This is a genomic window from Actibacterium sp. 188UL27-1, from assembly GCF_016901225.1.
Taxonomy (GTDB): domain Bacteria; phylum Pseudomonadota; class Alphaproteobacteria; order Rhodobacterales; family Rhodobacteraceae; genus 188UL27-1.
In genome coordinates this window covers 41,881-62,697 of the sequence record NZ_JAFEUL010000002.1, presented here as the reverse complement: position 1 = coordinate 62,697, position 20,817 = coordinate 41,881, and the positions used below count along the sequence as shown (strand labels likewise).

Annotated in this window: 17 protein-coding genes; 10 read left to right on the top strand and 7 right to left on the bottom strand. The window is 62.7% G+C overall.

Going from position 1 to position 20,817, the window contains the following annotated elements:
- The first annotated feature begins 86 nt into the window (after positions 1-86).
- From xdhA to IU397_RS03380, 8 genes are read left to right on the top strand one after another with little or no spacing between them, the layout of a single operon-like run.
- Positions 87-1,580, top strand: coding sequence for a xanthine dehydrogenase small subunit (xdhA, locus tag IU397_RS03415; protein WP_204410739.1), 1,494 nt, complete (start codon positions 87-89; stop codon positions 1,578-1,580).
- Positions 1,577-3,856 (top strand): xanthine dehydrogenase molybdopterin binding subunit, encoded by a 2,280-nt coding sequence (xdhB, locus tag IU397_RS03410; RefSeq protein WP_204410737.1) that lies wholly within the window; start codon positions 1,577-1,579, stop codon positions 3,854-3,856. The genes xdhA and xdhB overlap by 4 nt, the downstream gene beginning before the upstream one ends.
- A complete protein-coding gene (xdhC, locus tag IU397_RS03405; protein ID WP_204410735.1) occupies positions 3,853-4,788 on the top strand; it encodes a xanthine dehydrogenase accessory protein XdhC in 936 nt (311 codons plus the stop codon). The genes xdhB and xdhC overlap by 4 nt, the downstream gene beginning before the upstream one ends.
- Positions 4,785-6,344, top strand: a complete 1,560-nt coding sequence (locus IU397_RS03400; RefSeq protein WP_204410732.1) for an ABC transporter ATP-binding protein — start codon at positions 4,785-4,787, stop codon at positions 6,342-6,344. Before xdhC ends, IU397_RS03400 begins: the two co-directional genes overlap by 4 nt.
- The gene (locus IU397_RS03395) at positions 6,341-7,426 is read left to right on the top strand and encodes an ABC transporter permease (RefSeq protein ID WP_204410730.1); all 1,086 of its coding nucleotides are present in this window, start codon (positions 6,341-6,343) and stop codon (positions 7,424-7,426) included. The genes IU397_RS03400 and IU397_RS03395 overlap by 4 nt, the downstream gene beginning before the upstream one ends.
- Positions 7,426-8,352 (top strand): ABC transporter permease, encoded by a 927-nt coding sequence (locus IU397_RS03390; RefSeq protein ID WP_204410727.1) that lies wholly within the window; start codon positions 7,426-7,428, stop codon positions 8,350-8,352. The genes IU397_RS03395 and IU397_RS03390 overlap by 1 nt, the downstream gene beginning before the upstream one ends.
- 2 nt (positions 8,353-8,354) lie before the next feature.
- Positions 8,355-9,110, top strand: a complete 756-nt coding sequence (locus tag IU397_RS03385; protein ID WP_204410725.1) for an ion transporter — start codon at positions 8,355-8,357, stop codon at positions 9,108-9,110.
- Positions 9,100-10,173 carry a BMP family ABC transporter substrate-binding protein gene (locus tag IU397_RS03380; protein WP_204410723.1) on the top strand — a complete coding sequence of 358 codons (1,074 nt, stop codon included), beginning with the start codon at positions 9,100-9,102 and terminating at the stop codon, positions 10,171-10,173. Before IU397_RS03385 ends, IU397_RS03380 begins: the two co-directional genes overlap by 11 nt.
- A 571-nt stretch (positions 10,174-10,744) precedes the next feature.
- On the opposite strand, the gene IU397_RS03375 is transcribed toward IU397_RS03380, so the two are convergent.
- From IU397_RS03375 to IU397_RS03365, 3 genes are all read right to left on the bottom strand, one after another.
- Positions 10,745-11,206: a hypothetical protein gene (locus tag IU397_RS03375; protein ID WP_204410720.1), complete on the bottom strand. Its 462-nt coding sequence runs from the start codon at positions 11,204-11,206 to the stop codon at positions 10,745-10,747.
- Positions 11,207-11,354: 148 nt separating this feature from the next.
- A complete protein-coding gene (locus IU397_RS03370) occupies positions 11,355-11,969 on the bottom strand; it encodes a DUF937 domain-containing protein (RefSeq protein ID WP_204410718.1) in 615 nt (204 codons plus the stop codon).
- A 185-nt stretch (positions 11,970-12,154) separates the two neighbouring features.
- Positions 12,155-12,391, bottom strand: coding sequence for a hypothetical protein (locus tag IU397_RS03365; RefSeq protein WP_204410717.1), 237 nt, complete (start codon positions 12,389-12,391; stop codon positions 12,155-12,157).
- A gap of 113 nt (positions 12,392-12,504) precedes the next feature.
- Between IU397_RS03365 and IU397_RS03360 the strand changes: the two genes are divergently transcribed.
- Positions 12,505-12,981 carry a hypothetical protein gene (locus IU397_RS03360; protein ID WP_204410714.1) on the top strand — a complete coding sequence of 159 codons (477 nt, stop codon included), beginning with the start codon at positions 12,505-12,507 and terminating at the stop codon, positions 12,979-12,981.
- A 39-nt stretch (positions 12,982-13,020) separates the two neighbouring features.
- Here the strand turns inward: IU397_RS03360 and IU397_RS03355 are convergent, their stop codons facing one another.
- The 4 genes from IU397_RS03355 to IU397_RS03340 form a co-directional block, all read right to left on the bottom strand.
- Complete coding sequence (locus tag IU397_RS03355) at positions 13,021-14,091, bottom strand: FAD-binding oxidoreductase (RefSeq protein WP_204410711.1); 1,071 nt, start codon at positions 14,089-14,091, stop codon at positions 13,021-13,023.
- Positions 14,088-15,020 carry an aldo/keto reductase gene (locus tag IU397_RS03350; protein ID WP_204410709.1) on the bottom strand — a complete coding sequence of 311 codons (933 nt, stop codon included), beginning with the start codon at positions 15,018-15,020 and terminating at the stop codon, positions 14,088-14,090. The genes IU397_RS03355 and IU397_RS03350 overlap by 4 nt, the downstream gene beginning before the upstream one ends.
- A 91-nt stretch (positions 15,021-15,111) precedes the next feature.
- Positions 15,112-16,584, bottom strand: coding sequence for a cellulose binding domain-containing protein (locus tag IU397_RS03345; protein ID WP_204410707.1), 1,473 nt, complete (start codon positions 16,582-16,584; stop codon positions 15,112-15,114).
- 873 nt (positions 16,585-17,457) lie between these two features.
- Positions 17,458-19,014 carry a TROVE domain-containing protein gene (locus tag IU397_RS03340; protein WP_204410704.1) on the bottom strand — a complete coding sequence of 519 codons (1,557 nt, stop codon included), beginning with the start codon at positions 19,012-19,014 and terminating at the stop codon, positions 17,458-17,460.
- Between the two features lie 176 nt (positions 19,015-19,190).
- On the opposite strand from IU397_RS03340, the gene rtcR reads away from it, so the two are divergent.
- On the top strand, positions 19,191-20,759 hold the full coding sequence (gene rtcR, locus IU397_RS03335; protein ID WP_204410702.1) for an RNA repair transcriptional activator RtcR: 1,569 nt from the start codon (positions 19,191-19,193) through the stop codon (positions 20,757-20,759).
- The last annotated feature ends 58 nt before the right edge of the window (positions 20,760-20,817 follow it).

The window sequence follows — 20,817 nt, the reverse complement described above, 5'->3', positions numbered from 1 at the left end:
AATGCGGTCGGATTGGCTTTGACCGCGTTCTACGCCGCATCGAACGCAACAGAGGCCTGGCTTTGGTATGGCGGCGGAAGTCACATATGCGCGTGACGTTTCTGTTGAACGGAGAGTGGGTGACCGCGAATGGTCCACCGACGACCACCTTGCTTGACTGGCTGCGCGAACGCGCATCGCTGACAGGCACCAAGGAAGGCTGCAATGAAGGCGATTGCGGTGCCTGCTCGGTCATGGTGAGCGATCACGACGGTGCCCGGGCGTTGAATGCCTGCATCCTGTTTCTACCGCAACTGATGAACAAGGCCGTCCGGACCATCGAAGGCATAAACGGGCCGGACGGTGCGTTCCATCCCGTGCAACAGGCCATGGTGGCGCAGCATGGCAGCCAATGCGGGTTCTGCACGCCGGGTTTTGTAGTGACCATGGCCGTGGCACATCTGAACGGTCGCACGGATCATGAAGATCAACTGGCAGGAAATCTGTGTCGGTGCACCGGTTATGCGCCAATCCTGCGCGCCGCACAGGAGGCAGAGGCGGCTGCCGTTCCAACCTGGATGCAAACCGACAGCGCCGCCCTTGATGCGGAGGGGGCGGGCGCGTCGGCGGGGGACATGCCCCAACACTCCTTGCCCGCGTCGGGACTGACGCCCTCCATCGCCTCGACCCAACCCAACGACCAAACGGGACCGGAGGGCCCCAGTCCCGACGCAAGCGAAGAGGTGGACCCGGGCTTGCCCGGGTGCGCCGATGAGCTTGCCCATTGGTATGCCGACCATCCGGATGGCACTCTGATCGCCGGAGCAACCGATGTCGGGCTCTGGGTCACCAAGGATTTTCGCAACCTGCACCCAATAGCCTTCCTGCATCAGTGTCACGATTTGCAGCAGATCGAGGTGACCGACAGCGACATCCATATCGGAGCCGGCGTCACCCTCACCGATCTCGGCGCCTTCATCGCCAACCATCATCCCGCCTTCGCCGAACTCATCCGCCGCTACGGCTCTGTCCAGGTGCGCAACGCCGCCACCATCGGGGGCAACATCGCCGGTGGTTCCCCCATCGGAGACAGCATGCCAGCCCTCATCGCCCTTGGCGCACATGTCCACCTCCGGCACCGTGACGCACGGCGCATTCTGCTGCTGGAGGACCTTTACCTCGACTACCGCAAGCAGGACCGCGCACCAGGAGAATTCGTCGAAGCCGTCTCGATCCCCAGGCAACCCGACCACCTGAAAACCTACAAATTGTCCAAACGCTTCGACCAGGATATCTCCGCTGTCTGTGGCGCCTTCAACATCACCACAAAGGACAAAACTGTGCAGACCGCCCGGATCGCGTTTGGCGGCATGGCTGGCATCCCGAAACGCGCCACCCATGTCGAGGCCGCATTGATTGGCCAACCCTGGACAGCTGAGACGGCGATGGCGCTCGCCCCGATCTTCGCCCAGGATTTCACGCCGCTCAGCGACATGCGCGCCTCAGCCAGCTACCGGTTGCGCACGGCCCAGAACATGCTGCTCCGGGCGGTGCTGGAGGATCATGGCACACAGACCTCGGTTCTGGAGGTCAACCCGTGACCGTTGCCAAACCCCTGCCCCATGATGCCGCCACGCTCCACGTCACCGGCGCTGCGCGGTATGTCGACGATATCCCCACCCCGGCAGACACGCTGCACCTCGCGTTTGGCCAAAGCACTATTGCCCATGGCACGGTCACGGCCATGGATCTGTCGGCCATTCGCGCAGCACCGGATGTCGTGGCCGTGCTGATTGCGGAGGATCTGCCGGGCGCCAACGACGTCTCCCCCTCCGCTCATGATGAGCCCCTTTTGGCAACCGGCGAGGTCCACTATGTCGGTCAGCCGCTTTTTATCGTTATCGCTCGCTCACATCTCGCCGCCCGCCGGGCCGCGCGGATGGGCAAGATCGTCTATGACGAACGCGCCGCAATCCTAAGCCTGGATGACGCTCTCGCAGCCAATAACCGGTTTGAAGACGGCCCCCGGATCTACCGGCGCGGTGACCCCGACCATGCCATGGGCCTCGCAGCTCAAACCCTTGGCGGTGCAATAGAGATTGGCGGGCAGGAACATTTCTACCTCGAAGGTCAATCAGCCCTGGCCCTGCCGCAGGAAGGGGGCGACATGGTCGTTCACTCCTCCTCCCAGCATCCGACGGAAATCCAGCACAAAGTGGCCGAAGCCCTGAACATCCCGATGCATGCCGTGCGGGTCGAGGTTCGCAGGATGGGCGGCGGGTTTGGCGGAAAAGAGAGCCAGGGCAATGCGCTCGCCGTGGCCTGCGCCGTCGCAGCCCAGAAAACCGGGCGCCCGTGCAAGATGCGCTATGACCGCGATGACGACTTCATGATCACCGGCAAACGCCACGATTTCCGCATCACCTACCGGGCGGGCTTGGACGATCAGGGCCGGATCATCGCCCTGGATCTGACCCAGCTCTGTCGCTGCGGTTGGGCCCAGGATCTAAGCCTGCCCGTGGCCGACCGCGCGATGCTGCATGCCGACAATGCCTACTGGCTGCCGAATGTGCGCATCACCTCCCACCGGCTGAAGACAAACACCCAATCGGCCACGGCCTTTCGCGGCTTTGGCGGACCCCAGGGCATGGTCGGGATCGAACGCGTGCTGGACCATATCGCCCACCAGCTTGGCCAGGATCCGCTGGAAACACGGCGGCAGAACTTCTATGGCGCAACGGGCAACGGCCTGACAACGCCATACGGCATGGAGGTGCGCGATTTCATCTTGCCCGATCTGATCGACCGGTTGGTCGAAACCTCAGACTACACCGCACGCCGCGCCCAGATCGCTGATTGGAACGCGGATCATCCAGTGCTGAAAAAGGGCATCGCCCTCACGCCGGTCAAGTTCGGCATCAGTTTCACGCTCACCCACCTGAACCAGGCGGGGGCATTGGTCCATATCTATCAGGACGGCTCCGTCCACCTGAACCATGGCGGCACCGAAATGGGCCAGGGCCTGTTCCAGAAGGTGGCGCAAGTGGCCGCAGACCGGTTCGGGCTGGAAACCAGCGCCATCAAGATCACTGCGACGGACACGGGCAAGGTGCCCAATACCTCCGCCACCGCAGCATCCTCGGGGTCCGACTTGAACGGGATGGCCGTGAAAGTGGCATGCGACACGATCCGGGACCGGATCGCCGCGCATCTGGCCGAATTGCATCAGACCACCCCAGACCAGGTACAGTTCGCCGACGCACAGGTCATCATAGGGGATCATGCGATCCCCTGGGCAGAGGCCGTCCAGACCGCCTACATGGCCCGGATCAGCCTGTCTGCGACCGGGTTCTACAAGACGCCCGACATTGTCTGGGACCGGATCAAGGGCCAGGGCCGCCCGTTTTATTACTTCGCCTATGGTGCTGCGGTGACAGAGGTCGTGATCGACACGCTGACCGGCGAAAACCGCATACTGCGCACGGATATCCTGCATGATGCCGGTGCCTCCCTGAACCCGGCCCTGGATATCGGCCAGGTCGAAGGCGGCTACGTCCAAGGGGCCGGATGGCTCACCATGGAAGAACTCGTCTGGGATGATAAAGGCGCGCTGAAAACCCACGCGCCGTCAACCTACAAAATCCCCGCCTGCTCGGACCAGCCCGAGATCTTTAATGTGGCGCTCTGGGATCAGGCCAACCGGGAGGAGACGATCTATCGCTCCAAAGCCGTGGGCGAACCGCCCCTGATGCTGGGTATCTCCGCCTTCCTCGCCCTGTCCGATGCCATCGCCGCTTGCGGCCCCGGCTATCCCGCGCTCGACGCGCCCGCCACGCCGGAACGCATTCTGGACGCCGTCAATCGGGTACGCCTATGAGTTTTAACTTGAATGACCTTCAGGCCGCTGTCGTCGCCCATGGCACCGTGGCCCGGGTCCTGATGGCAGAGGTCAAGGGCTCAACCCCCCGCGAAGCCGGGGCGGCCATGCTGGTCTGGCGCGACGGGCAATCCGGCACAATCGGCGGCGGCGCGCTGGAGTTTGACGCCGCCGCCACCGCGCGCGAGCTTCTGGCCGACGGGCAGTCCCGGGTGAACCGGGTGCCCCTAGGCCCTGCCCTGGGCCAATGCTGTGGCGGTGCGGTAACCCTCGTCACCGAGATCTACGACGCAGCCGCCCTAGCGGCCCTGGCGGCCAAAACCCGCGACGGATGCGTTCTCCGGCCCCTGGGCGGTCCAAAAGGGGATAAACCGGTTGCCCTGGCGACAGCCGGGCCCCTCCCTCGGCTCAGCCAAGGATGGTTAGCCGAACGCCTGTCCCCACGGGGACACCCCCTTTGGATCTATGGCGCGGGCCATGTGGGCCGGGCCCTGGTCGCGACCTTGGCCCCCCTGCCGGGTTGGGCGATCACCTGGGTCGATATCGCTGCCGACCGCTACCCCGCGACCGTCTCACCCCAGGTCGAACGGTTGCTGGCGGCGGCCCCAGACCAGGTCGTCCACCACGCGCCAGCCCAAGCCCACCACCTGATTGTGACCCATTCCCATGACCTCGACCTCGCCCTGTGCCATGCCCTGCTGCAACACAGCTTTGCCTTTGCCGGGCTGATCGGATCACAAACCAAATGGGCCCGATTCCGGTCCCGCCTGGCCGCACTCGGGCATTCCGACCAGCAGATCGCCCGACTGACTTGCCCCATCGGCGCGCCAGACCTGGGCAAACACCCCCAGGCCATCGCCATCGGGGTCGCACATGCCCTGTTGCAGTCCCAATCCGTGGCCCATCCCCTGGCCGAGGCCGCCCCCCGATGACTGCCCTGCTAGAGATCCGCAACCTGCGCAAAGCCTATCCCGGCGTCGTGGCCAATGACGATGTCAGCCTGACCGTCCAACCCGGCGAAATCCACGCCTTACTGGGGGAAAACGGTGCCGGAAAATCCACGCTGGTCAAAGCTATCTACGGCCTGATCGCACCGGATCAGGGACAAATGCTGTGGCAGGGACAGCTCTACGCCCCGCGCGCGCCCAACATGGCGCGCGCCACCGGCGTGGCGATGGTGTTTCAACACTTCTCGCTCTTCGATGCGCTCAATGTGGCAGAGAACGTCGCCCTCGGCATGGACCATCCACCCAGACTGCGCGACCTGTCGACAGAGATCGCCCGCGTCAGCACCGATTATGGCCTGCCGCTGGACCCAAATCGCCGGGTGGGCGACCTGTCGGCAGGGGAAAAACAGCGGGTCGAAATCATCCGCTGCCTGCTGCAAAAACCGAGCCTGCTGATCATGGACGAACCGACCAGCGTGCTGACCCCGCAAGAGGCCGAAACGCTCTTCGCCGCGCTGCACACCCTGAAAGATCAGGGGAAATCAATTCTCTATATCTCCCACAAACTGAAAGAAATCCGCGCGCTCTGCGACCAGGCCACGATCCTGCGCCATGGCAAGGTGGTGGGCACCGCCGATCCGCAAACCGCCACTGCCGCCGACTTGGCGGAACTGATGGTCGGCACGCGCCCCACAGCCATCGCCCGCCAGGTCAGGGCTATGGGCGACCCAATCCTCACCGTCCAAAAGCTGTCCCTGGCGCCGCGATCCGACAATGACACACCGCTCCGCGACATCTCCTTTGTGATCAGAGCGGGGGAGATCCTGGGCATCGGCGGGGTCGCAGGCAACGGACAGGATGCACTGCTGGCCGCCTTATCAGGTGAACGGTCCAGCCAGGGGGATAGCATAGACCTCACTGGCACCCCCATTGGAGCCCTCGGCCCCACCGCCAGGCGCGCCCTGGGCCTGCTCAGCGCGCCAGAGGAACGTCTGGGCCACGCCGCTGCTCCGGCCATGACGCTGACGGAGAATACAGCGCTGACCGGGTGGGATCGGTCAAGCCTGGCCCGGGGCGGTTGGCTCAATTGGGGCAAGGCGCAGCAACTGGCCCAAGACGTCATCACCCGCTTCGATGTGCGCACGCCCGGCCCCCAGGCCGTGGCGCAATCCCTCTCCGGCGGCAACCTGCAAAAGTTCGTCATGGGGCGCGAGATCCTGCAAGATCCAAAAGTCCTGGTGGTCAATCAACCCACCTGGGGCGTCGATGCCGCCGCCGCCGCCGCCATCCGCCAGGCCCTGACAGATCTGGCGGACCAGGGCACCGCCGTCATCGTCATCAGCCAGGACCTGGACGAGTTGACCGAAATCGCCGACACCTTCGCCGCCCTGAATGAAGGTCGCCTGAGTCCAACGCACCCAATGGCCGACCTGACCCAAGAACAAATCGGTCTGATGCTGGGCGGGGATACCCCCATTATGTGTTCGGAAATATCCCCGCCAGAGGCACAAAATCCAGGCCCAGCCCTGGCCGCCCCATGATCCGCCTGGAACAACGCGCCGCACCGGCCCAGATCTGGACCTTTGCCACCCCCATCGTGGCCGTCCTTCTGACGATGATCGCCGGCGGGCTGATGTTCGCGGCCTTAGGCACGCCACCGGTCCAGGCCCTGAAAACCATCTTCTACGACCCGCTGTTTCATCCGCAATTCGCCAGCTATTCCCGGCCGCAACTCCTGGTCAAGGCTGGACCGCTGATCCTGATCGCAATCGGTCTCAGCCTCGGGTTTCGGGCGGGCATCTGGAATATCGGGGCCGAGGGGCAATACATCATCGGGGCCCTCTTTGGTGCGGGCTTGGGCCTTGCAGCTTTCCCATCCGAGAGCACAATACTCTTCCCCGCGATGGTCGCGGCCGGGGCCCTGGGCGGATGGCTTTGGGCGATGATCCCGGCGCTTTTGCGCGTCACCTTCCGCACCAACGAGATCCTGGTCTCCCTCCTCCTCGTCTATGTGGCCGAACAGATACTTGCGCGGGCCGCCGTGGGGTTCCTGCGCAACCCAGATGGCGGCGGCTTCCCCGGCTCGCGCAACCTTGCCCAGCATTCCGGCACCCAAAATCTGGAACTCTTCGCCAATTCCGGCCTCCATTGGGGTGGCGTTGCGGCCATTGCCGCCGTGATCTTTGCCTATATTGTCATGACCCGGCACCTGATGGGCTTTCAGATCCGGGTGGCCGGCGAAAGCCCCCGCGCCGCCCTATTTGCTGGCTTCGCCCCAAAACGCCTCGTCATCTTCTGCCTGGGCTTCTCCGGCGCCCTGGCCGGTCTCGCGGGCTTGTTCGAGGTCACCGGCCCCGCCGGACAAATCAGCATCGACTTCAATTCGGGCTACGGCTTCACCGCCATCATCGTGGCCTTCCTGGGCCGCCTGAACCCCTTCGGCATCTTGATGGCGGGGCTGCTGATGGCCCTCACCTATATCGGCGGAGAGCTGGCTCAGCTCACCCTCAGCCTACCCGGTGCGGCCATTCAGGCGTTCCAGGGGATGCTGCTTTTCTTCCTGCTGGGGCTCGATGTGCTGACCAATTACCGGATCCGGCTGGCCCGGCGCAGGGGGGCGTGATGGACCTGTCTTCGATCAACCTTTTCGTCCTCATCGCGTCGCTCATGGTCTCGGCCACGCCGATCCTGCTGGCCGGGATCGGTGAATTGGTGGTGGAGAAATCGGGCGTCCTGAACCTCGGCGTCGAAGGGATGATGATCACCGGCGCGGTCTGTGGCTTTGCCATCGCCGTCCAGACGGGCAGCGCGGGGTTGGGCTTTATCGCCGCGGCCCTTGGCGGGGCGGCCCTCTCCCTGATTTTTGGCTTCCTGACCCAGGTCCTGATGTCGAACCAGGTGGCGACGGGGCTCGCGCTGACCTTGTTCGGCCTCGGCCTCTCCGCCCTGTTGGGTCAGGGATTTATCGGGGTCAAAGGCATCGATGTGGGCCCGGTTCCCCTGGGTCCGCTCGCCGATATCCCCGGGCTGGGCATCGTATTGTTCCGTCATGACGGGATGGTCTATGTCAGCCTGCTGATCGTGGCGGGCGTCTGGGCTGGCCTCAGATACACGCGGGCCGGGCTGATCCTGCGCGCCGTCGGCGAAAGCCATAACGCCGCCCACGCCCTGGGATATCCGGTCATTCGCATCCGCCTGGCGGCCATCGCATTTGGCGGGGCCTGCGCGGGCCTGGGTGGCGCATATCTCAGCATCGTGCGCGTCCCGCAATGGACCGAAGGCATGACAGCAGGCGCGGGCTGGATCGCCTTGGCCCTGGTCGTCTTTGCCAGTTGGCGACCCTGGCGCGTGCTGGCGGGGGCCTATCTTTTTGGTGGCCTCACGGTCTTGCAACTCAACTTACAGGCGGCGGGGGTCAAGGTGCCGGTTGAGGTCCTGTCCATGGCACCCTACCTGCTAACCATCGTGGTCTTGGTCCTCATCTCCTCGGGCAAGGGCGCCAGCGGCGCACCGGCCAGCCTCGGCACCCGCTTCCACGATTCGGGGTGAACGTGCGGGGCCTGTCCCGTGCCCGGATCCTGGCGATCATCGACGGGACATCGCCTGAGGACGGGCCCTATATGGCGATTGCGGTCAAGACGCTGATCATCGCCTCCGCCGTCGTGATTGCCCTCGAAACCATTCCTGACCTGGCCAACCGCTACGGCAAAGTAATGCGCCAGGCCGAATATGTCTTCGTCAGTCTTTTCATACTCGAATACGGGATCCGGGTGGTCTGTGCCCCGCGCCCGGTCCGCTACATCTTCAGCTTTTGGGGACTGATTGACTTTTTGGCCTGTGTGCCCGCGCTCCTGCTGCTGATGCCGGATCTGGCCGCGGTCCGGGTCTTGCGCCTGCTGCGTCTCGTTAGGGTGTTGAAACTGCTGCGCCTGCGGACCGCCATGGCCCGCCTGGAACATGCCCTGTGGCAAGTGCGGGACGAGTTGATCCTGTTCTCGGTTCTGGCCTTGCTGATGCTCTATCTCGCGGCCGTTGGCATCTACCACCTGGAACACAACGCCCAACCCGATGTCTTCACCTCGATCCCGGCCAGCCTGTGGTGGGCCATGGCGACCCTGACAACGGTGGGATATGGCGATGCCTATCCCATAACTGTCGGCGGCAAGATCTTTACTGCCTGTGTTTTGCTCATTGGCCTCGGGATCGTGGCCGTGCCCGTGGGTCTCGTCACCTCAGCCTTGCTAAGCGCAGATCAACACCTCAGAAAGAGCGACAAGAACAGTCAGGGAGACGATGATGACATTTAAATCCATACTTGCCGGGGCCGTGCTGGGCCTGGGGCTGGCAGGCGCAGCGGTGGCCCAAGACGATCCCCTCAAGGTCGGCTTTGTCTATGTGGGCCCCATTGGTGATTTCGGCTGGTCCTATGAACATAACGAGGGGCGCCTGGCCGTTGAGGAGCATTTCGGTGACACGGTCGAGACGATCTATCAGGAAAGCGTCCCCGAAGGCGCAGATGCCGAGCGTGTACTGACCCAGATGGCGCTTTCGGGCGCGGACATGATCTTTACCACATCCTTCGGCTATATGGATGCGACCGTGAATGTCGCGGGCAAGTTTCCAGATGTGAAATTCGAGCATGCGACCGGTTACAAACAGGCCGACAACGTCTCGGTCTATTCCGCGCGGTTCTATGAAGGGCGCGCGATCATCGGCCATATCGCGGGCAAGATGACCAAGACCAACAAGGTAGGCTATATCGCGTCCTATCCGATCCCCGAAGTGATCCGGGGCATCAACGCCGCCTACCTGCATGCCAAGAAGGTGAACCCCGAGGTTGAGTTCAACGTGGTTTGGGTCTCCACCTGGTTCGACCCGGCCAAGGAGGCGGATGCCGCAACCGCGCTCATCGAACAGGGCGCCGATGTGATCATGCAGCATACGGATTCCACCGCCCCCATGACCATCGCCGAAGAGAAGGGGATCCTAGCCTTCGGGCAAGCCTCCGACATGATCAATTTTGGCCCCAATGCACAGATGACGGCGATCATCGACAATTGGGCGCCCTACTACATCGAACGGGTCCAAGCCGCCATGGATGGCACCTGGGAAAGCACCAATACCTGGGACGGGATCGAACCGGGCATGGTGGAGATGGCAGCTTTCAGCGACAAGCTGCCCGAGGACCTGCGGGCCGAAGCCGAGGCGATGAAAACCGCCATTGCCGCGGGCGAATATCATCCCTTCACCGGACCGATCAACAGGCAGGACGGATCCGCCTGGCTGGCCGAGGGCGAGGTCGCCGATGACGGCACGCTGGCTGGCATGAACTTCTATATCGAAGGGCTCACCGGCGAGGTGCCCCAGTAAACGGGCATCCCAGTCCCTGCACCGCTGCTCTGCTGGCTGGTGCAGGGGCGTGATCCAGCGGCCGCGCGTGCCGCGCGATTACTTTCTTGAGATGCCTGCGGCACGGGGTTTGCGACCAAAACAAACATCTGTCCTACGAATTGATCTATGACCCGCAGGGTTGGTGGGTAGGCGTACGCATTCCTCGATCTTCGGTGCTGTGCATTGCATCAACTGACCCGGTCCTGTGATGCCGAAATCTTGGATCAACGGTGGCCCCTTGGGACAACCCACATACCCTTCGAGACAGGCACAGGCCGTCCTCCAACCGCTTCCCCTTGAACATTCATTGAAAGCAGAGAGCGCACCTGTTGTTCCCCGGCATTTGACTGAGCACAGATCGGGGTCTGCTTACCTCCCCCTCGACATCGCAACCAATGCGGCTCGCCGTTTCAAAACGCCGTGCCCTTTCAAGGCGCGCGCAAGTGCTCCCTCACCACGGGTGCATCGTTTCGTGCGCGCCACGCCCAACGGGATCTGGCCGCGCGCGTCGCGCGATCCCGATCCCGGCGGGAGCACCACCGGCCCGCCGCTATTGACCGAAACAGGGGGCCAGCATCTCGGCATTTTCCATGATCGCCTTTGTCGTTGGATTCTCAGAAGACGCCTCGACCACGCCGCAGGCCTGCACGATCCCCTGCAATTCGGGGGAGGAGGCTTGCTCACCGGTCAACTGCAAATCCTCGACCGTGGTGATCGGCTTATCCGCCCAGTTTTCCACTTCCACCACCAGCGCCTCGGCCGCTTCAAGACCCTTCTGCTCGACATATTCATCGATCACACAGGCCGTAGCCGTATCCATCGGTGCGTCATACTGCACCGGTGGCACCTTCTCTCCGATCCCCGGTGCGCAGGTCTCGTAGAACGCCATCATGTTGCCCGCCGCCTGCAAGCTCGCTGTCTTATAGCGGTCAAACAACTTCTCCGTGTCAGCCTGCGCAGCGGCAGGCGCAGCAAGGACGGCGATCAGCAAAATCAGGGTACGGCGTGACATGGGTCAGATCCTTTTTATCCCGGGACGAGGTGACCGTTTCACGGGCCGATCCATGCCACAAGTCAGGCCGTGCCATACCGGCAGACCTTTGCCGCGCCGCCGTGCGCCCGGCCCAGGGCCATCCCGAAAAGACGGCCCCAAAGACGGATCAGCGCATGAATTTCTCCAGGATATCGTCCATGACAGAGCCGTCATTGTCGGCATCCAGCAGATTGGTCAGCAAATCCATGCCACCCCCGCTGCCGCCTGGCCGATTGCCGCCCATCAGGCCACTGACCATACCCATCAGGCCACCGCCACCACTGCGTGCACCACCCCCCTGATCGCCCATCAGGCCCTGGATGGCAGCATCGGGCATGTTGCGCTGCATGCCGCCTTGCAACAGGCCCGCCAAAGCCGGCAAAAATTCCTGCACCGTCGTCACATCGACCCCGGAACGCGACGCGGCTTCCTGGGCCAACCCTTGGGTGCCGTCGGCGCCGCCCATGATCTGCTCAAGAAACGCGGCCCCCTGGGCCCGGCCTTCGGGCGCCGCAGCCGCCGCGGGATCATCAAACAACTGCGCCTGACCCTCGCCCTGCATCTGGCCCAGAACAGCCTCCAACCCGCCAGCCTCGGCCCGGCGCTTGGTGGCCTGACCGATGGCAGGCGCTAGAAGTTGCGACAATTGCCCCACTTGCGCCTCTTCCATATTGAACTGCTGGGCCAGTTGCTGCATCGCCTGGCCGCCCCCGGCCTGCTCCAAAAGCTTTATCAACGACATATCCGCCTCCCTATCGGTGCCACTCTCCCAGGCAGCATGGCGGAAAAAACACCCCACGGCACGGGGAAAGTCAGGCCGATCGCGACAGCACATAAAAAAGGCGACCCGCAAAAACGATGCGGGCCGCCTCAGACCGGAGGGCGCGGCAGGGAAACGGCGCCATCCGAACACGAGTCCAGATGTCATCAGACAGGGGGGGAGGATGATCCTGTGGACTCGAGTGTCTCGATATACGGGCTGGCCACACCCAACGCGCATCCGGCACAGGCTGCCGGGCCCCGGCGCGCCCGCCAGAGACAATCCCGCGCCGTGTCACAGGGCGGTGCGATGGACAAAACACCATCCTGCGCGCGTTGGGCATCGTCCAGCGACGGGCGCCTGCGCCCGCCAAACGGGTTGAACTCATGAAAGTGAAAACTCATCAACCTTTCCCCCAGATCTTTGGTTTTGTTGAATTTGTTATAACTCACCTTGCGTCAGTTGGCGTGTGAATTAACTGTTCAAAAGGCGTTCACGCTGCGGAAAGAGAGCGGTCATGTCAGGCACACGAATAAGGATCATCGCGCTTTTGGCCATCATATGTGCGGCCATTGTCTGGGTGTTCTGGCCCGCCCCGCGCCCGGGCAACGTGGCGCTGATCGGCGACCATGCCCCAAAATGGCAGCAAACGTTAGGCCTGACGCAGCCGCAACCGGATGATGCCGCACTGACGGTCGTGTTGGTCGATGACTGGGTCAAGATGAACTACCTTGGATCGATCAAAACCACCTGCGGCCCCGCCTGCGGGCCCGATGCCGCAATCGTGCGCACGGTCAGGATCCAGCTCGGGGGCAGCCGGAAGCTCGTCGTGGTCAATATCGCCGCCTGGATTGCCGGGGACATCGATGATGCCTGCCTGGACCGGCTGCTGCGCAACGAGATCTCGGGCGGCGATGCCCTTCCCGATTGCGCCGCATCCATCGGCGATCCGATCACGCAATACCTGTTACCCTTCGGCCTGGGGCATGTTTAGGCGTCTTACCTCCCCAGCCTCGGGCAGGGTCCTCCGGGGTCAGGAAAACCGCGCCGGGGACAGGGCCCGCACCATATCAGGCGGTAGATCAGGGGACCGCCCGGCCACCCCATCCGCCAGGGCAGCGCCTGCCGCAACAGCGGTCTGAAACCCGTACCCGCCCTGCCCCGAGCACCACAGAAAGGACGGGTCAGCCAGGTCTGGCCCGATCACCAGCGCCCGGTCCGGGGCAAAACTGCGCAAACCCGCCCAGGTCGTCTGCACGCGGGTCACCGCCTCGGTCACGAAGCCGCCATAGCGGTCCAACCCCTCCGCGATCACCATATCATCGGCCCAGGCATCATGGGGCTCCACCGGATCCTCCTCTGAGGGGGAGACCAGCCACCCCCCGGCATCGGGCTTGGCATACCAGCTCTCGCCCACCCCATCGACAAAGGGCCAATCCTTTGTGTCATGCCCGCCCGGCGCCGGAAGCCGCGCTATGGAACGCCGATAGGGCTGCAAACCCACCGGCGCAATGCCCGCCAAACGGGCCAGGTCATCGGCCCAGGCCCCCGCCGCGTTGACCACGCGCCGCGCCTCCCACACCTCGTCCGGCGTGGTGACGCGCCAACCGCGACCGTCCCGGGCCAAAGCGGTGACCGGGGACCCGCAGATAATCCTTGCACCATGGCCGCGCGCCGTCTTGCGGAAATGCTGCATCAGCCGATCCGTATCCAGATCAAACGCCTGATCCACGGATGCGACATAGCCGCATGTCGTCTGATCCAGGATCGGGAACATGGCGGCCCCTGCGCCCACGGAAATCTGCGTGCCCGCAAAACCGGCGCGCTCGGCTTCGAACTGCGCCTCCTGATCCCCGCGCGCCAGCAACAGGAACGCCCGGGGGCGCAGCACATCGGCGGCGATCAACCCCGGCAAGCTCGCCGTGTTCAACGCGCGCACGACCGGGTTGCCATACCGCTCGATATAAATCGCGGCAGAGCGGCCAGAGGCATGCATGCCCAGCGCCGCTTCCCGCTCCAGCACCACCACGGATCCCAAAGGCGCCAGATGCGCTGCCGCCGTCAGACCGGCGACACCGCCACCAATCACCAGGAAATCGATCATGCCTCTTCCAGGCGATCCGTGGCGGGGGGCGGCGCGGGATAAAGCGCGCTCACCCGGTGATAGAGCGCCTCATCCAGGTCCAGCGCCGCGGCGGCCAGCGAAGGCTGCAACTGTTCAAGGTTGCGCGCGCTGATGATCGGCGCCGTGACGCCCGGATGCCGCTTGGCCCAGGCCACAGCCAGCGTCGCAGGGGCATGGCCAACCTCCGCGGCCAGCGTGCTCAACTCCCGCGCGGCCTTGTGCATCGCATCGGGCGCATAACGCGCGGCATACCGGCTGTCTTCAGACAACCGCCCCGTCCCGCCGCTCGCATATTTGCCGGTCAACAACCCACCGCCCAATGGCGAATAGGGCGCCACTGCGATGTCCTGATCCTGCGCCATGGGCAGCAATTCGACCTCGGCCTGCTTCTTGACCAGGTTATACATCGGCTGAAGAATATCGATGCGCGTCCCCAGGTCCGCCGCCACGGCCTGTGCTTTCATCACCTGCCAGGCCGCGAAATTCGACACGCCGATATAGCGGATCTTGCCGTCGCTCTGAAGTTGCGCCAGTGTCTCAAATGTCTCTGCCAGCGGGACAGCGCCATCCCAGCGATGCAGATACAGGATATCGATCTGATCCAGCTTCATCCGCTGGCGACTTTCCTCAAACGTGGCCAGAATATTGGCCCGCGATGACCCGCCCGTATAGCCGGCCTTTGTGGCGATGGTCAGCCCATCCCGCTCCGGCGCCACGAACTGGCCCAACAGCGTCTCTGACGCCCCGCCCGTATAGACATGGGCGGTATCGAAAAATGTGATCCCGGCGGCGCGGCACGCCTTATACATCTCGCGGGAGGCCGTGGCATCGGCACGATCTCCGAACTGCATCGCGCCAAAACAAAGGGAAGAGACGGGGGTCCCGTCAGGAGAACATAATTGTGTCATGGGCAGACCGTCGCATCTTGTCAGGCCAGAGAAAAGGGGCGCAACCCAGTTTTCCGCGCCCCGCCCGACCTACAGGGCCAGGCCCCGCAGATCAGATGAAATCAAAGGTGAAATCGGCCTGCTGGTTCAATTGATCCTCGTCCAGGCGACCGGTCATGGTGTTGAACCCGATCACCACCGCCTCCCCAGCCGGAACCCGGCCATTCGAGCCCAGATTTTCCGCCGTGTACCGCGCATTGCCGTCTCCAAAGATCTTGGCGCTCCAATATTCGGAAATGCCGACGGCCAGGTCGAAATCGATCTCCCACCCTTCGATATCGCGGCCGGTGGTATTGGTCAGCACCAGTTCGACCATGGCGCCATCCCCCCAGTCGGTGCGCACCTTGAATTCCGCAACAGGCATCTCAAACGAATTGTCCAAGGCCACCGCAGTATCATCGCGCAGGGACGACACCACCTCCACAGGGCCGTCGGCACCGCCATCAATCAACAAACGAAACGTGTCATACGCTACTCTTTCGGATCGCAGGCTAACCTTCACCTCCTGGGCGGTCTCCCCCGGGGCAAAGATCAGCGTGCCAGAGGCGGGTACGTAATCCTGCCCGGCCACGGCCGTGATATCCTCGGTCCAGTATGGCAGTTCGACAACGGTATCAAACGGCTCATCCAGTTCCACCACAAAGGTCGCAACGGGCAATTCGGCCAAATCAGGCTCAGGCGCTTGGGTCTGGGCCCCATCGTCACGCGCCAGATCTTCCAGCAGGGCCTGGAACCGGTCCCGCAGAACCGCGCTATCCTCGCGGGCCACATCACGCCGCCACAGCTGCACCAGCATCTGCAGTTCCTCGATCGCGATATTCTCGATCAGGGTCGATCCCCACATATCGACGAATTCGGGACGATCCGCCACGAAATGATCGATCCGCAGGCTCTGATCTTCGTCATCATAGCGCACCCGCAATTCGCGCCCGACCATGGTGACAAAGTTCAAGACTACGTCATCGCCATGCTCGGCCTTCAGGGCGGCATAGTCATGGCGGGTGATCGCATCCTGTTCATGGGTAAAAACAGCCATGTGATGGGCAGGCAGTTCCGCCCCCCGATCCACGGCAAAGACGGCGGTCGTCAGGTCATCCTGGAACCGATCATCGGTCGACACCCAGCTTTGCACATATTGCGGCATGTCATCTTGGATCAGGCCGCTGATCACCGCGATAGGCTCCGCCTGATCCAGCGCCATCACCTTGAGGTCCCACAACCCGTCCGTCACCTCTTCGAACAAGACCGAATGATCGTCGGCGCCCATCTCGCGCACACCATGGTCAGGATCGCGAAAGCCAAAGACCAGAATATCGTCATACGGATCATAGGCGGACAGGTCGTCCGATCCGGCGACCACGACCTTGCCCAGCCCCGGCCCACTACCCTCCGGCCAGGACGCGCCATCACCATGTGTCAGATCGCCCAGATCCGACACCAGCGGCGCGGTGTCATATGGTGTAAATGCACCCGGATCAGATCCGTCAAATCTGCTCCAGTCCATGGTCTGACGCGTGTCGTACATAACCCCTGCCCCCAAAAGCGATCGTCACCACCCTCCGAAATGGTAAACGGTTCGTTAACGGAATTCAGCGGCCAGATGAACTTTATTTGGGTCGACACGTCAAAGCCGTCAAGTTGGCATCTAACGGACTGAAATACCGGCAAATTCTGAAAAATGAGGACCGAAACCTGCGGATCATTGTCGCCAAATGCACAACAATCTATTTTTACCCCAAAGATTGCGCGTTAATCGCAGCCAATGGGATGTCGAAAAAGGGCAAGGCGGCGGCACGCCCATGGCAAACTATCCCCGTAACGAGAACTGAAACCGGATATTTCAGTGCATTGTTCGTGCTTTAGGGCCGGCCGATGCAGCAAGTGATTCTATCACCGACCCCCGACCATCAAGGATCCGGGGCCGGTGATACAGGTCCAGGGGACAAGGGTTTCATGAGAGGCCTTTCGGCGGATCGTTAACAGCGATGTACTCCCACGGGCATTCCCCCGGATCGTTCGTTGGGCCTGGCGACAAGGTTGGGGTGAAACAATCGCGCTCTACCAACTGAGCTACCTTGCCAAAGCAAGGGCGGGGATCGAACCCGCGACCACGTGATGGATAATCAATGTAGTTCCACCGGCATTCGCCAGACTGTCCTTGGCCTCGGCGACAAAAGTAAAGAAACAACCCGGGGTCCCGCCCATGCCAGACGGGCGCAGTGCAAGGTGGGGGGTCGAACCCCACGGACATATCCCGGAAACGGTGCGTGTAGTTCCTTTGGCATTCGCCGAAGTCGTCTTTCGTCACTCCGTTCAAATTGGGTCAGGCGGACAAGTCGACATGCGAGACAGCGACATATTCAGATGTAGTCCCGCAGGCATTCCGCCTGACCCGTTGTTACAGTTCCACCCGGTCGATCTCACCGACCCAGTGCTCGGGCCCCATGCGACCCGACGCGAATGCCGCGATCTGGTCAAAGACGGTGTCCGAAAACCCGCCGATGTTCAGCACATCATCACGGGTCTGCGCCTGTGTGGTGCCGTAAGGCGCGATGTCGATGCAGACCAGCTTGGCCCTCGGGTTGCGACGCTTGATCGCCTCCCAGTGTTGCATCATCGCGGTCCCCTGCCCGCCCGCCCGGGTGTTCACCCAGGACTGGTTATCGGACACGAACACCACCAGATCCGGTGCGCGACCACGCAGGTTCAGCCATTCCAGGGGTGCCGCACAATTCGTGCCACCGCCCCACAGACCGGCCAGACGCGCGGCATTGGTCACAATCGTGTCGCGCGGCTCCAACCGCGTCTCACGCACCTTCACCTCGAACGGCAACACCTTTGCATCACGGTTTACCCGCAACATCGCTGCCGTCACCAGCGCCGCCACATCGACATGGCGCACCGTGGACGTGGCCCCCGGGCGATGCCCGGTCACCGCCCCACCCATGGAGCCCGACACGTCCGGACACACCACGACCGAGCCATCGATCCGTGGCACATTGCTGACCGCGATCTCCATCGCGTCGTGCAACGCCTCACGGATCGGGCGCGGCACATGCTCAGACACGTTCTGCGCCGCCACCATCAACTGGTACGGAAAGACCCGTGCCTTGGCGATCCGCTCCGGGTCCCGCAACACGGCGGCCACGTGATCAACCATCTTGGTCACACCGAACACGCCGTGGCGGTGAAAGGTGTTCAAGTTCATCCGCAGCATCTGCCACGAGGCGGTCTTGGCGATGCGCGCCCATTGCTTGGACGACAGCGGCAGCTGCGTCAGCATCTGGAACGGCACATCCGGCACAGCACCCCGACCCGTCTTTTGAAAGACCAGCCAATCCTGCACGGCCTGCGGCAACAGCGACACGTCGCACGGGCGCCCGATGATCCAGGCAAACAGCGCCTCCCGCGCGGCCGTCTCCGGCTTTGGGTGCACCATCTTGATGACATCGGCGAGCGACGGATCATTGCCGATATTGGCCTGCAAGATCGCCCAGTCGGACGCCGTGTTCAGCCAATGGGCCACCATCGCCTTGGGCCGCGAGCCGAGCGACTTGCGCCCGGTCTGACCAGACCGGATCACCTGCACGAATGTGCGCAGCATCTTCCCGTTATCCACGACCCGCGGAAACGCCTTGGCAAACAAAGCCGGATCAAGACGCGCCAAGATCGCCAGCAACACGGCGGGCATATCCTTCATATGTCCCTCCTTACGAGCATAGATGGCGGTCTTGGCCAGGAATTCCGGCGCAACCGCCTCGGCCAGGTCCAGCGTATATTCCAGCTCCTCCATCGGATCCTGGTAGAACAGGTTCCCAAATGTGCCTGTCATCGCCACCTGCGCCAGGTAATGCGCATCCGAATAAGCATAAGCGGTGGCGCCTGCGCGGTTGGTCGCGGTGGCTTTCGGAGCCCCTGCCCCCTTGACGGAGGCAAACACAGATTTGTTCGCCATGATCTCATTTCCTTCTCGTTTCGTGCCCCCTTTGTGCAGCAAGGGACTGCACAACCCGAGAAAAAAGTGAAAATCGGCCAGCCCTTTGATTTTCTTTTATTAAATTGAGCTTCGCATCATATTCTCCGCATATTTTCTATCTGTTCAGATCGTATTTTATCTGATTAGATAAATATATGCAGAATGTGGTCATCAGCTTTCTAGGCACGCAACTCGATCGCGGCAGAAAACGCAAATGGCGCCCGTCGATCCAGATGTGCGCACATGCAGACTTCCCCATCGCCCGGCTCGAACTGCTGTATGACGATCAGTGGCTGGGCCTCGCCCAGACCGTGCAGGAGGAGATTGCCAGGATCTCGCCTGACACCGAAGTGCTGCTCAACCGCCTCGACCTGACAAACCCCTGGGACTTCGAGGAGGTCTACGGCAAGCTCTTTGATTTCGCCCGCGCCTATGGCTTTGATGAGGATCGGGAACACTACCATGTCCACCTGACCACAGGCACCCATGTGGCCCAGATCTGTTGGTTCCTGCTGACGGAATCGCGCCACATCCCCGCGCGCCTTCTCCAGACCGGTCCGCCCCGGAACGAAAGCCAACCCAGCGGCACACTCGACGTGATCGACCTGGATCTCAGCCGTTATGACGCGCTGCAACAGCGCTTTGACCTCGTTTCCCGCGACTACAACACCCTGCTCAAGGCCGGGATCGAAACCCGCAACCCCGCCTTCAACGCCCTCATTGACCGGATCGAACAGGTGGCCTCCGCCTCGGATGCACCCCTCCTGCTCCAGGGGGAAACCGGCACCGGCAAGACCCAGCTGGCCGAGCGGATCTATGAACTCAAACGCCGCCGCCGCCGCGTCAAGGGCCGCTTTGTCCAGATCAATTGCGCAACATTGCGCGGCCCCATGGCCGCGGCGACCCTCTTTGGCCAACGCCGCTCCGTGACCGGGGTCGCGGGAAGCGAACGGGCGGGCCTCCTGCGTGAAGCCGATGGCGGTGTCCTGTTTCTGGATGAGGTCGATGATCTCGGCCCCGACGAACAGGGCCTCCTTCTGGATGCGATCGAACGCGGCCGGTTTTACCCCTTGGGATCCGATCAACCGGTCAAAAGCCAATTCCACGTCATCGCAGGCGTGAACCAAGATCTTGCAGATCTTGTCGGCCAAGGCCGTTTCCGCGCCGACCTTTACGCCCGGCTCAACATGTGGACGTTCCGCCTGCCCGCCTTGCGGGACCGGCGCGAAGATATCCCGCCCAACCTCGAATATGAACTGGAACAGGCCGAGAAAACCCTGGGCACCCGCGTCGGTTTCAACGCCGATGCCGCCCAGACCTACACCCGTTTCGCCCAAGACCCGGCCAGCCCATGGCCCGGTAACTTTCGCGATCTCAGCGCCAGTATCCAGCGGCTCTGCGTGCTGTCCCCGCGGGGACGCATCACGCACGCCGCCGTGGAACACGAGATGGAAACCCTCCGGACGCAGTGGAGCCAAACCAATGCGAACCCCGATGCACAACTGGTCCAAACCACCCTCGGCCCGGACGCAGCGGCACTGGACCCGTTCGATATTCCCCAACTGGCCCATGTCATCCGCATTTGCCGAACCTCCCCATCCCTCAGCGCCGCGGGCCGCACCCTCTTCGCCGCCTCCCGCGCCCAAAAATCCAGCCGCAACGATGCCGACCGCCTGCGCAAATACCTCGCCCGCTTCGATCTCACCTGGGATCGCCTTACCTGAACCTTGGGATTATGGATTTCTTGCCTCCGGCGGGAGTATTTAAACCAATAAGAAAGCC